The sequence below is a fragment of the Streptomyces durbertensis genome, from assembly GCF_014156695.1.
GTDB lineage: Bacteria > Actinomycetota > Actinomycetes > Streptomycetales > Streptomycetaceae > Streptomyces > Streptomyces durbertensis.
Genome location: NZ_WMLF01000139.1, coordinates 1 through 12,130 on the forward strand (window position 1 = coordinate 1; position 12,130 = coordinate 12,130).

12 protein-coding genes and 2 tRNA genes are annotated in these 12,130 nt (G+C 71.1%); 7 read left to right on the plus strand and 7 right to left on the minus strand.

Annotated elements, in window-relative coordinates:
• The 3 genes from GL263_RS11965 to GL263_RS11975 form a co-directional block, all read right to left on the minus strand.
• Positions 1–106, minus strand: a 106-nt coding sequence (locus GL263_RS11965; protein ID WP_143647443.1) for a ClpX C4-type zinc finger protein, incomplete at its 3' end; no start/stop codon positions are given.
• 235 nt (positions 107–341) lie between these two features.
• A complete protein-coding gene (gene tig, locus GL263_RS11970) occupies positions 342–1,745 on the minus strand; it encodes a trigger factor (RefSeq protein WP_182855618.1) in 1,404 nt (467 codons plus the stop codon).
• A gap of 168 nt (positions 1,746–1,913) precedes the next feature.
• A tRNA-Pro gene (locus GL263_RS11975) sits at positions 1,914–1,990 on the minus strand.
• A 153-nt stretch (positions 1,991–2,143) separates the two neighbouring features.
• Here GL263_RS11975 and GL263_RS11980 point away from each other — a divergent pair.
• Positions 2,144–2,214, plus strand: a tRNA-Gly gene (locus GL263_RS11980).
• Positions 2,215–2,348: 134 nt separating this feature from the next.
• Here GL263_RS11980 and GL263_RS11985 read toward each other — a convergent pair.
• Positions 2,349–2,543, minus strand: a complete 195-nt coding sequence (locus GL263_RS11985) for a hypothetical protein (protein ID WP_182855620.1) — start codon at positions 2,541–2,543, stop codon at positions 2,349–2,351.
• 413 nt (positions 2,544–2,956) lie between these two features.
• Here GL263_RS11985 and GL263_RS11990 point away from each other — a divergent pair, with 413 nt between their 5' ends.
• Positions 2,957–4,117: an acyltransferase family protein gene (locus GL263_RS11990; protein WP_182855622.1), complete on the plus strand. Its 1,161-nt coding sequence runs from the start codon at positions 2,957–2,959 to the stop codon at positions 4,115–4,117.
• 45 nt (positions 4,118–4,162) lie between these two features.
• Here the strand turns inward: GL263_RS11990 and GL263_RS11995 are convergent, their stop codons facing one another.
• Positions 4,163–5,317, minus strand: coding sequence for a PP2C family protein-serine/threonine phosphatase (locus tag GL263_RS11995; protein WP_182855623.1), 1,155 nt, complete (start codon positions 5,315–5,317; stop codon positions 4,163–4,165).
• Between the two features lie 114 nt (positions 5,318–5,431).
• Here GL263_RS11995 and GL263_RS12000 point away from each other — a divergent pair, with 114 nt between their 5' ends.
• Positions 5,432–6,661, plus strand: a complete 1,230-nt coding sequence (locus GL263_RS12000) for a GNAT family N-acetyltransferase (protein ID WP_182855625.1) — start codon at positions 5,432–5,434, stop codon at positions 6,659–6,661.
• Between the two features lie 141 nt (positions 6,662–6,802).
• Here GL263_RS12000 and GL263_RS12005 read toward each other — a convergent pair whose 3' ends face one another.
• Complete coding sequence (locus GL263_RS12005; RefSeq protein WP_182855626.1) at positions 6,803–7,627, minus strand: Fpg/Nei family DNA glycosylase; 825 nt, start codon at positions 7,625–7,627, stop codon at positions 6,803–6,805.
• A gap of 7 nt (positions 7,628–7,634) precedes the next feature.
• A complete protein-coding gene (locus GL263_RS12010; protein ID WP_182855628.1) occupies positions 7,635–8,123 on the minus strand; it encodes a ribose-5-phosphate isomerase in 489 nt (162 codons plus the stop codon).
• Between the two features lie 135 nt (positions 8,124–8,258).
• On the opposite strand from GL263_RS12010, the gene folC reads away from it, so the two are divergent.
• From folC to GL263_RS12030, 4 genes are all read left to right on the plus strand, one after another.
• Positions 8,259–9,806, plus strand: coding sequence for a bifunctional tetrahydrofolate synthase/dihydrofolate synthase (folC, locus tag GL263_RS12015; RefSeq protein WP_182855630.1), 1,548 nt, complete (start codon positions 8,259–8,261; stop codon positions 9,804–9,806).
• Positions 9,806–10,141 carry a DUF4233 domain-containing protein gene (locus tag GL263_RS12020; RefSeq protein ID WP_182855631.1) on the plus strand — a complete coding sequence of 112 codons (336 nt, stop codon included), beginning with the start codon at positions 9,806–9,808 and terminating at the stop codon, positions 10,139–10,141. Before folC ends, GL263_RS12020 begins: the two co-directional genes overlap by 1 nt.
• Positions 10,142–10,256: 115 nt before the next feature.
• A complete protein-coding gene (ndk, locus tag GL263_RS12025) occupies positions 10,257–10,670 on the plus strand; it encodes a nucleoside-diphosphate kinase (protein WP_182855633.1) in 414 nt (137 codons plus the stop codon).
• A 345-nt stretch (positions 10,671–11,015) separates the two neighbouring features.
• Positions 11,016–12,035, plus strand: coding sequence for a rod shape-determining protein (locus GL263_RS12030; RefSeq protein ID WP_182855634.1), 1,020 nt, complete (start codon positions 11,016–11,018; stop codon positions 12,033–12,035).
• The last annotated feature ends 95 nt before the right edge of the window (positions 12,036–12,130 follow it).

A 12,130-nucleotide genomic window follows, 5' to 3' on the forward strand; every position in this document is an offset into this window, starting at 1 on the left:
CACAGATATACACACCAGGACCTGCGATGAGCTTCTTCACCTGCTTCTGACTCTTCCCACAGAAAGAACACTTCAGCAGATCGCCACCATCACCGATGCGTGCCACGAGGTGCATCCCCTTCGCCTGCCGCACCGCCGGGTGTTGACGGTGCCTGGTCCTTGCTCTTCGACGGTACCGCGCCCCACCCGGGTCGTGGGCCGCTCTTGTGCGTTCTCGCTCACGTGGGTGGGCCGGTGCCCGGAGCGTCCGGCGGCCGGACGGCCCGCCGGGGCGGTCGAACGCCGACGGGCCCGTACGCGCGGTGACGTACGGGCCCGTCGGGTCGGATCCTGGTGTGGGATCAGGCCTCGGACTTCTTGTCGTCAGCCTTCTCGCCGGCCTCGGCGGCGCTGTCGGCGGCCTCGGCCGTCTCGTCGACGCCCTCGTTCTCGTCCTCGTCGTCGAGGTCCACGACGTCACCGTTGGTGTCCTTGACGGTGGCGGACTCGACGACCAGCGCCAGGGCCTTGCCGCGGGCGACCTCGCCGACGAGCATCGGCACCTGGCCGCCCTCGACGACCGCCTGGGCGAACTGGTCGGGGCTCATGCCGGAGGACTGCGCACGCCGCATGAGGTGCTCGGTGAGCTCCTCCTGGTTGACGTTCAGCTTCTCCTTGGCGACCAGCTCGTCGAGGATGAACTGGGTGCGGATGCCCTTCTCCGCCTGCTCCTTGAGCTCGGCGTCGAAGTCCTCCTCGGACTTGTCCTGCATCTTCAGGTAGGCCGCGAGGTCCATGCCCATCTGGGCGAGCTGGTGGTTGACCAGGTTGTGCTTGCGGGTGTTGACCTCGTCCTCGAGGAGCTTCTCGGGGATCGGCACCTCGGTCAGCTCGATGAGCTTCTCCAGCACCTGCTCCTGGGCCTTGGTTGCCTGCTCGTACTTGCGGCCCTGCGCCAGCCGCTTGCGGCTGTCCTCGCGCAGCTCGGCGATGGTGTCGAACTCGCTGGCCAGCTGGGCGAAGTCGTCGTCCAGCTCCGGCAGCTCGCGGGAGGAGACGGTGGTGACGGCGACGGTCACCTCGGCCTCCTTGCCGGCGGCGGAGCCGCCCTTGAGCTCGGAGGTGAAGGTGGCGGACTCGCCGGCGGACAGGCCGGTGACGGCCTCGTCGATGCCCTCCAGCAGCTCACCGGAGCCGATGGTGTAGTCGACGCCCTTGGCCACGCCGTCCGGCAGGACCTCGCCGTCGACCTTGGCCTCCAGGTCGACCTTCACGACGTCGCCCTCGGCGGCGGCCCGCTCCACGGCGGTGGTGGTGGCGAAGCGCTCACGCAGCTGCTCGACGGCCTTCTCGACGTCCTCGTCGCCGACCTCGGCGGCGTCGACGGTGACCTCGATGCCGGAGTAGTCCGGGATCTCGATCTCGGGACGGACGTCGACCTCGGCGGTGAACGCCAGCAGCTCGTTGTCCTTGAGCTCGGTGATGTCCACCTCGGGCTGGCCGAGCGGGTTCAGCTCGCCCTCTTCGACGGCGCTCTGGTACAGCTTCGGCAGCGCGTCGTTGACGGCCTCCTCCAGCACGGCGCCACGGCCGAAGCGCTGGTCGATGACCCGCGCCGGGACCTTGCCCTTCCGGAAGCCGGGCACCTGGATCTGCTGGTTGATCTTCTTGTACGCCGCGTCGAGGCTGGGCTTGAGCTCCTCGAAGGGCACCTCGACAGTGAGCCGAACCCGGGTCGGGTTCAGGGTCTCCACGGCGCTCTTCACGGTCGGTCTCCTTGGGGCTGACTGCTCGGTTACGTTTCTCGACACCATCGTGGCAGGTGCGATCCGCGGATCTCGATGCCGCGGGATCCTCCGCGAGGGCGTCAAGGCGGCCCCGTATGCGACTCGGAAGGCGGACACGACACAGGCACGCGCGTCACTCATAGTACGTGGTCGGGGTGGCCGGATTCGAACCGACGACCTTCCGCTCCCAAAGCGGACGCGCTACCAAGCTGCGCCACACCCCGTCGGTGCGAGAAGTAGCGTACATGCCGTACGATGCGTTGCGTGCCGTACCGGGCACCTCGACGGATTGGTCTATGATCATCCGGAGCGTGAGCGGCGGCCCACCGGGAGCGACCGGTGGTCGTCCGGGGTGACCGATGTCTCACGTGGCGCGTGCGGGCGTAGCTCAATGGTAGAGCCCCAGTCTTCCAAACTGGCTACGCGGGTTCGATTCCCGTCGCCCGCTCTTCACAGGTCCGAGGCCCGGGCCGCCGTCCCGCGACGGTGGTCCGGGCCTCGGCCGTTCCCGGGCCTCGGACGTTCCCACCGGCTCGGGGCGGCGTCGGGGCCGGGTGCGCGCCGGGTGGCCGGTGCGGGTGGTCAGAAGCTGATGTCGCTGATCGTGCGGGCGAGCGAGTCCATGAAGTTCTGGATGACCGGGGCCATGCCGGTGGAGGCGAGGAAGAAGCCGAACAGGGCCGCGACGATGGCGGGCCCCGCCTTGATGGAGCCGCTGCGGACCATCACCACGAGGACGATCGCCAGGAGCACCACGACTGACAGCGAAATGGCCACGATTGATCACACCTTCGGTCGGTTCGCCTGGCCACCGGTCCAGGCCGCCTGTTCGGTCGTCCCGCCGGCCGGACCATCGTGCCACCAAGTGGCCGACGCCGGCACCGTGATGGCGTCTCGTTGACAGACGTCGTGACCGCGGGCACCGGTTGCGGGTGCGACGCCCGTATGCGCGGCGGGTGTTGTGAGTCGCCTCATACCAACGGCCGGTGACGTGTGCGGGATCGCACGTTCCAGCGGGGATCGAACTCGTACATACGGGATTCTTAGGTCGGTCATATCCGCCTCATTCCTGACATCGTGAAACCTGGGCGGCGTTTACCCACCGCATCGGTGGGAAGACGAACGGATCTACGTTCGGACACGACAGGCAACCTGCCTGCGTGAATTTACGTCTGACAGGTTTCGGCACTATGGTGCGGCAGATGTTCCCAGCTGGTTATGAGCGAGCGCCCCTCCCACCGGCCCAGCCGGAGGGGGAGCAGAGTGCGAAGGTCGTGGACAGGGCGCCGAAGCCGCCTGTCAGGACCAGTGGGAGCGAACAGGGCAGAGCGCGCGACCCGTTCTTCGACAACGCGAAGTACCTCACGATCGTGCTCGTCGGCCTCGGCCACGCGTGGCTGCCGCTGCGTTCGGACAGCCGCGCGGCGGAGGCGCTGTACTACGCGCTCTACACCTTCCACATGCCGGCGTTCATCATCATCTCCGGCTACCTGTCGCGGAGTTTCGAGGCCAGGCCGGGACAGATCAAGCGGCTGATCACCGGCATCGCGATCCCCTACCTCGTCTTCGAGATCGCGTTCACCCTCTTCATCCGCGCGGTGGAGAACCCCGACCGGGAGTTCACGCTCCTCAACCCGGGCTACGCACTGTGGTTCCTGGTGGCGCTGTTCATCTGGCGGCTCACCGCGCCGGTGTGGAACGCGCTGCGCTGGCCGCTGCCGATCGCGCTGGTCATCGCGGCGGCCGCGACCACCTGCCCGGGCATCGGCAACGACCTGAACCTGCAACGGGTACTGCAGTTCCTGCCGTTCTTCGTGCTCGGCATGAGACTGCGGCCCGAGCACTTCGAGATGCTGCGCCGCCGGGAGTTGAAGGTGGCCGCGGTGCCGATCATGGCCGCCGCACTGGCCTTCGCCTACTGGGCGGTGCCGCGCATGAACAAGGACTGGTTCCTGCGGGACAACGCCGCCCAGGACCTCGGGGTGCCGTGGTGGGTCGGCGTGGTGATGACCCTGGCGCTCTTCGGCTGCGCGCTGCTGCTCACGGCCTGCTTCTTCTCCTGGGTGCCGACGCGTCAGACGTGGTTCACGACCCTCGGCGCCGGCACGATCTGCGCGTACCTGCTGCACGTCTACCCGATCCAGCTGTCCCGCATCTACGACTGGTACGCCATGCCGTGGGTGGACTCGCCGACGGGCCGGATCATCATCTCGGTGATCACCGCGGTGATGATGACGGCGCTGTGCACGCCGCCGGTGCGCCGGGCGTTCCGCTGGGTGATGGAGCCGAAGCTGGACTGGGCGTTCCGCCGCGACCCGCTCGACCAGGCCAGGGCCCGCGCCCGCGGCTGAGCGTCGGCGTCCGTCCGCACCCCCGGCTGGGACGTGCCCGGCCGGTCAGCTGCGGCTGATGAGGACCAGCGCGCGGTCGTCGTTGACGTCCTTGGCGACCTTCTCGATGAGGTGCCAGGCCGCGCCGCGGAAGCCGGTGGCGACGTAGGTCTCGGCGGCGCCGGTGAGCCGGTCGATGCCGTCCGCCAGGTCCCGCTCCGAGGTCTCCACCAGGCCGTCGGTGAAGAGCATCAGCACGTCGCCGGCGCGCAGACGGCCCTTGACGGGGTGGAACTCCACACCGTCGTAGACGCCGAGCAGCGGTCCGCCGGCGGACTTCTCCTCCCAGCGGCCCGACCCGGCGCTCAGCTGGAGCGCGGGCGGGTGGCCGGCGGAGAACAGCTCGTAGTCGCCGCTGTCGAGGTCGAGCACGAGGTGGATGGAGGTGGCGAAGCCCTCCTCCCAGTCCTGGCGCAGCAGGTAGGCGTTGGCCGCGGGCAGGAAGGCGTGTGGCGGCAGCGAGCCGAGCAGTCCGCCGAACGCGCCGGAGAGCAGCAACGCGCGCGAGCCGGCGTCCATGCCCTTGCCGGAGACGTCCGTCAGCACCACCTCGAGTGTGCGCCGCTCGGCGCCGGTGCGGGCCGCCACGACGAAGTCGCCGGAGAACGACTGGCCGCCGGCCGGGCGCAGCGACATCTCCCGGTGCCAGCCCTTGGGGAGCGACGGGAGCTGGCTCTGCACCCGCAGCCGCTCCCGCAGGTCGAAGAGCATGGTGCCGCCGCCGGTCCAGGGCACGCCGACCCGGGTGCGGAACTGGGCGATGAGCAGGCCCACGAAGCCGACCGCGGAGACGACGAGCACCGTTCCGGGGGTGACCCGGCCGGCGCCGTCGGCGTAGGGGCCGAGCAGGACGGACTCCACGACCAGCGCGCCGGCCGCCGCCGCGTACACGGCGAGCAGACTGATCGGGCGCAGCAGCAGGCCGCCTACGATCAGCGGCAGCACCAGCGCCTCGGGCGCCGCCCACAACGGGGCCGTGAGCGTCGCCCAGGCGAGCGCGGGCACACTGAGCAGCAGGGTCACGAGCACGACCCAGTCCGAGCCGTGCCCGCGGAAGTAGTCCACCGCGGACCGGCGCAGCAGAGTGCGGGCCCGGTGCAGTGCCTTGTGTATCCGGCGCAACCGGGCCGACGGGGGCTCCTTGCCCGTGCGACCAGCCATGTCGGGGACCTTAGCCGGGCTGTCGGGGGCGCGTCGATTCCCAACCCCACACCGTGGCATCCCCGTTCGAAAATGGTTCGCGGCACGCCCGTGGCCCCTGGTACGGATGGCTACATGAACACAGAGTTGAGGGTGCTGCGACCGGCCGACTGGAGCGAGTGGTTCCGTCATCTGTCGCGAGCCTTCGGTGAGGGCGAGGCCGACCCGGCGGAGGAGGCCGGTTGGCGCTCGGTGGTGGAGTACGAGCGCTCGCTGGCGGCGTTCGACGGCGACGAGTTGATCGGGACCTCCGGAACGTTCTCCTTCCGGATGTCGGTGCCGGGCGGCGCGCTGGTGCCGACGGGCGGGCTGACCATGGTGAGCGTGTCCGCGACGCACCGCAGACGGGGCGTGCTGAAGAGCATGATGCGGCGCCAGTTGGAGCTGTCCGAGGAGCGGGAGGAGCCGCTGGCGGCCCTCACGGCCTCGGAGCCGGACATCTACGGCAGGTTCGGCTACGGCCTGGCGAGCCAGTGGATGTCGGCGACCGTGGACACCGGGCGGGTCCGCTTCGCCGCGCCGGCGGATGCGGAGGACCTCCGGGTCCGCTGGGCAGACCCGGAGAAGTCGCTGCCCGAGTGCGAGGCGCTGTACGCGCGCGGACTCGCCGGGCGTCCCGGCTCGCTCGCGCGGTCGGAGGAGTGGGCGAGGGTCCAGGTGATCGACCCGCCGGGCGAACGCGCGGGCGCCTCGCCGCTGCGGTGCGTGCTCGTCGAGCGGGACGGGCGGCTGGTCGGCTACGCCCGCTTCAGCGTCACACCGCGCTGGGACGACGCCGGAGCCGACGGGCAGGTGAACCTGTGGGAGTTGGAGGCCGACGACCCGGCCGGGTACGCGGCGCTGTGGCGGTTCCTCGCCGGCGTCGACCTGACGTCGCGGATCGTCGCCGGGAAGCGGCCGGTGGACGACCCGATGCGGTTCCTCGCGTCCGACGTGCGGCGTTGCCGGCTGAAGCTGCGGGACGCGATGTACCTGCGGCCGGTGGACGTCGGCGCGGCGCTGGCCGCCCGCGGCTACCAGGCGCCGGTGGACGTCGTGTTGGACGTGGCGGACGACTTCCTGCCGCGGAACACGGGGCGTTGGCGGCTGGCGGGGGACCGGCGGGGCGCGGTGTGCGCACCCACCCGGGACACCGCCGACCTGTCGCTGGGCGTCGCCGAACTGGGCGCGGTCTACCTGGGTGGGAGCACGCTGACCGAGCTGGCGGCGGCCGGCCGGGTCACCGAGCTGCGGCCGGGCGCTCTCGCCGCGGCGTCGACGGCCTTCGGCAGCGATCGCGCGCCGTTCCTGGCGCACGGCTTCTGACCGTCGGACCGCGACGTTCGGGAGCATGGGAGCGTGTGCCCGGCGTACAGCTGATCCGCGCGCCCGCGCGGAGGGCCGTACGCCGGCGCGGGCGCTCAGCGGACCGTGCGCCGGGCGCGGGCGCCGAGTGCGGCGTCGCGCTCAGTTCGCCGCGCGGGCCGCCGGCTGGCAGCCGCCGCACCAGAAGAGGTTCCGCCCGGCGAGTTCGGCGATCGACACCGGCGTGCCGCACAGATGGCACGGCTGGCCGGTCCTGCGGTAGACGTACACCTCGCCGCCGTGGTCGTCCACGCGCGGCGGGCGGCCCATCGCCTCCGGCGTGTGCTCGGGGCGCACGGTGTCGATGCGGTTGTGCCGCACCCCCTCGCGCATCAGTTCCACGAGGTCGGCCCACACCGCCTCCCAGCGGTCGCGCCCGAGCTCCCGGCCCGGCAGCAGCGGGTCTATGCCGTGCCGGAACAGCACCTCGGCGCGGTAGACGTTGCCGACCCCGGCGACCACCTTCTGGTCGAGCAGCAGCGCGGCTATCGACGTCCGGCTGCGAGAGATCCGGCCGAAGGCGCGGTCCGGGTCGGCGTCGGCGCGCAGCGGGTCGGGGCCGAGGCGCTCGACCAGTTCACGCCGCTCGCCGTCGGTGATCAGCGCGCACTTCGTGGGCCCGCGCAGGTCGGCGTACGACTCCTCGCCGACCAGCCGCAGCCGGACGGTCGGCGCCGGGGTGACGGGCGCGCCGCTGCCGAAGTCGAGCTTGCCGAACAGCCCGAGGTGGACGTGCACCCAGCCTGCCGGGCCGAAGCCGAGCAGCAGGTGCTTGCCCACGGCGTCGGCGCTCTCCAGCGTGCGGCCGTCGAGCAGCGCGGCACCGTCGGTGAACCGGCCCTGCGGGCTGGACACGGCCACCGGCCGGCCGGCGAACCGCCGGCGGTGCTCCAGCGCGAGCCGGTGGATGGTGTGCCCCTCGGGCATGCCCCGCTCAGTCCTGCTGCGGGTGGTGGGCGGGAATGGGCGGCAGCTCGCCGGTGCGCTCGTAGTCGGAGAGCATCGCGATGCGCCGCTCGTGCCGCTCCTCGCCGGTGAAGGGGGTGTTGAGGAACAGCTCGACGAAGCGCTCGGCCTCCTCGACGGTGTGCATCCGGCCGCCGATGCTGATCACGTTGGCGTTGTTGTGCTCCCGGCCGAGCGCGGCGGTCTGCTCGCTCCACGCGAGCACCGCGCGGACGCCCTTGACCTTGTTGGCGGCGATCTGCTCGCCGTTGCCGGAGCCGCCGATCACGATGCCGAGGCTGTCGGCGTCGGCGGCGGTCCGCTCGGCCGCGCGCAGACAGAACGGCGGGTAGTCGTCCACGGCGTCGTAGAGGTGCGGCCCGCAGTCGACGGGCTCGTGGCCGTTGTCCTTCAGCCACTGGACGAGGTGGTTCTTCAGTTCGTAGCCGGCGTGATCGGAGCCGAGGTAGACGCGCATGCGACGAGTGTGCCACGGCGCCCGCGCCGGTCATGCGACGGTCCCCGCGCCGGTCACGCGACGGCCCCGCACCGGTCCCGCGCCCGGCCGGGGAGGCTGCACGGCGTCGGCGGGCGGCTCCGTAGACTGGCCGGTGTGAGCGACACCCCCAGCACCCCAGGACCGGACGACCCCGACGCCCAGCCGGACGATCTCGGACAGCTCGGACAGTTCGAGGAGATCGTCGGCGCGGAGACCGACCGCGACCCCGACCTGGCCGTCATCGAGGCGGGCAGCCGCACGCTGCGGACCCAGGCCGGGCCGCCGAAGGGCGACGGTGTGCCCGCCCGGCCCGCCGACCCGGAGGCCGACCGGGCGCTGCGCGAGGTGGAGAAAGAGCTGTACGGGCGGTGGCCGGAGACCCGCATCGACCCGTCGCTCGACCGCATCCGGGCGCTGATGGACGTGCTGGGGGAGCCGCAGAAGGCCTACCCGACGATCCACATCACCGGCACCAACGGCAAGACGACCACCGCGCGGATCATCGAGGCCCTGCTCGGCGCGTTCGAGCTGCGGACGGGCCGGTACAGCAGCCCGCACGTCCAGTCGATCACCGAGCGCATCAGCGTGGACGGCGCGCCGCTGCCCGCCGAGCGGTTCATCGAGACCTACCGCGACGTGCAGCCCTTCGTCGAGATCGTCGACGGCCAGCAGGGCCACCGGCTGTCGTTCTTCGAGGCGATGACCGGCATGGCGTACGCCGCCTTCGCCGACGCCCCGGTGGAGGTCGGCATCGTGGAGGTCGGCATGGGCGGGCGGTGGGACGCCACCAACGTCATCGACGCCCAGGTCGCCGTGGTGACGCCGATCGACCTGGACCACACGGACCGGCTGGGCGCCACGCCCGCGGCCATCGCCGAGGAGAAGGCCGGCATCATCAAGCCGGGCGCCACCGTGGTGATGGCGCAGCAGCCGGTGGACGCCGCCTCGGTGCTGCTGAAGCGGGCAGTCGAGGTGGACGCCACGGTCGCCAGGGAGGGCATGGAGTTCGGCGTCGTGAGCCGGGAGATCGCGGTGGGGGGGCAGCTGCTCACCCTGCGCGGGCTCGGCGGCGAGTACCCGGACGTCTTCCTGCCGCTGCACGGCGAGCACATGGCCCACAACGCCGCCGTCGCGCTCGCCGCGGTGGAGGCGTTCTTCGGCATCGGCTCCGAGCACGACCGCACGCTCGACCAGGACACCGTGCGGACGGCGTTCGCCTCCGTCACCTCGCCCGGACGGCTGGAGCTCGTCCGCACCAGCCCGTCCGTCCTGCTGGACGCCGCCCACAACCCGGCGGGCGCCCGGGCGACCGCCGCGGCCGTCTCCGAGGCGTTCGGCTTCAGCCGGCTGATCGGGGTCGTCGGCCCCAGCGGCGACAAGGACGTGCGCGGCTTCCTGGAGGTCATGGAGCCGCTGCTCGCGGAGGTCGTGGTGACCCGCAACACCACGCCCCGGGGCATGGACGTCGACGAACTCGCCGCGCTCGCGGTCGAGGTGTTCGGAGAGGAGCGGGTGCGGGTCGAGCCGCGCCTGGACGACGCCCTTGAGGCGGCGATCACCCTCGCCGAGGAGGAGGACGAGTACGCCGGGGCCGGGGTGCTCGTGACGGGTTCGGTGATCACCGTGGGCGAGGCCCGCGTGCTGCTCGGGAGGGACCGCTGATGCGCACCCTGTGTTCGTCCACGCTGATCGGCGAGTTCTTCGTGATCGGCTTCGCCGGGCTGGTCGCCATGCAGCTCAGCGACCACTCCACGGTCACGGTGTGGACGGTGTGCGGCATCGCCATGGCGCTGTGCCTGCTGCTGTGCGGGATGATCGGGCGGCGCGGCGGACTGGAGCTCGGCTGGGCCCTGCAGGGCGGGCTGATCCTCTCCGGCTTCGTGGTGCCGACGATGTTCTTCCTCGGCGCGGTCTTCGCCGGCCTGTGGTGGGCGTCCATCCACTTCGGCCGGAAGATCGAGGAGGCCAAGGCGAGGTTCGCCGCCCAGGCGGGCTGACCGGCCGCGCCAGCCGGGGGTGTCCTGCCGGGGCCCGGCGCCCCGCCCGCACGGCCGCACCCGTACGGGCGGTAATCTCAGCGTGCTTTTGTCCCTAAGGTTCCAGGAGCCGTCCATGAGCCAGCGCACCCTCGTCCTCCTCAAGCCCGACGCGGTCCGCCGCGGTCTGATCGGTGAGATCGTCGGCCGTATCGAGAGCAAGGCGGACTGGCGGATCACCGCGATGGAGCTGCGCACGCTCGACCGCTCGACGCTGGAACAGCACTACGCCGAGCACCAGGGCCGCCCGTTCTACGAGCCGCTGGTGGAGTTCATGGCTTCCGGTCCGTCGGTGGCGCTGGTCGTCGAGGGGGAGCGCGTCATCGAGGGCGTGCGCACCCTGGCCGGCCCGACCGACCCGATCCAGGCCGCGCCCGGCACCATCCGCGGCGACTACGGCACGATCGTGCGGGAGAACCTGATCCACGCCTCGGACTCGACGGAGTCCGCCGAACGGGAGATGAAGATCTTCTTCCCCGGCCTGGTCTGACGGACGCCGCCGCCCGCCCGCCGGCCCCCGGCGGGCGGGGTACGTCCCGGGACACGCCGAACGTCCCCGGGGATGCCCCGCCCTGACGGTGGGAAGGGGAGCGGGAACGAACCCGACAGGCGAACCGGGCGGGGAACGAATCACCCGGACGCGACGTCATCAGTAGGGAGGAGTGCCCCCGTTGCGCTGACAATGGCGTGAGTACCCCCGCGCCGCGTTCGTTCGAACGTGACTACCATGGAGGCTTCTCTTAGGACCGACGCTCGGCGAGCCTCAGCGCAACCTGCCCTCCTCCTCCCTCACCGCTCCTGCTGGAAGGCCAGACGTATCCTCATGGCGAACAACATGTCCTTCATCGGCCGTGACATGGCTGTCGACCTCGGGACCGCCAATACGCTGGTGTACGTCAGAGGTCGCGGCATCGTCCTGAACGAGCCCTCGGTGGTCGCGATCAACACGAACACCGGCGGCATCCTCGCCGTCGGTGCCGAGGCGAAGAAGATGATCGGCCGCACGCCGGGCAACATCGTGGCGGTCCGGCCGCTGAAGGACGGCGTCATCGCCGACTTCGAGATCACCGAGCGCATGCTCAGGTACTTCATCCTCAAGATCCACAAGCGTCGCTACCTGGCCCGCCCGCGTGTCGTGGTGTGCGTGCCGTCCGGGATCACGGGTGTCGAGCGCCGTGCGGTCATCGAGGCCTCCACCCAGGCCGGTGCCCGCCAGGTGCACATCATCGAGGAGCCGATGGCAGCCGCGATCGGCTCCGGCCTCCCGGTGCACGAGGCCACCGGCAACATGGTCGTCGACATCGGCGGCGGCACCACCGAGGTCGCGGTGATCTCGCTCGGCGGCATCGTCACGGCCCAGTCCATCCGGGTGGCAGGCGACGAGCTGGACAACGCGATCATCCAGCACGTCAAGAAGGAGTACAGCCTCCTGCTCGGCGAGCGCACCGCCGAAAGCATCAAGATCACCATCGGTTCGGCGTACGACCTGGAGAAGGACGAGCACACCGAGATCCGCGGCCGCGACCTGGTCAGCGGACTCCCCAAGACGGTGGTGATCTCCGCCGCCGAGGTGCGCAAGGCCATCGAGGAGCCGGTGAACTCCATCGTCGACGCGGTCAAGACCACGCTCGACAAGTGCCCGCCCGAACTCTCCGGCGACATCATGGACCGGGGCATCGTGCTGACCGGCGGCGGCGCACTCCTGCGCGGTCTGGACGAGCGGCTGCGCGAGGAGACGGGCATGCCGATCCACATCGCCGAGGACCCGCTGGACTCCGTGGCCCTCGGCTCCGGCAAGTGCGTCGAGGAGTTCGAGGCGCTGCAGCAGGTGCTGGACTCGCAGCCGCGTCGCTGACGGCGACGGCCCACGGCCGGCGCGCGCGGCGGCACGCGGCGCGCGCCGGAGGTGCCACCACCGACGCGCCGCGCGGGTCTAGTCTGCTCCCACAC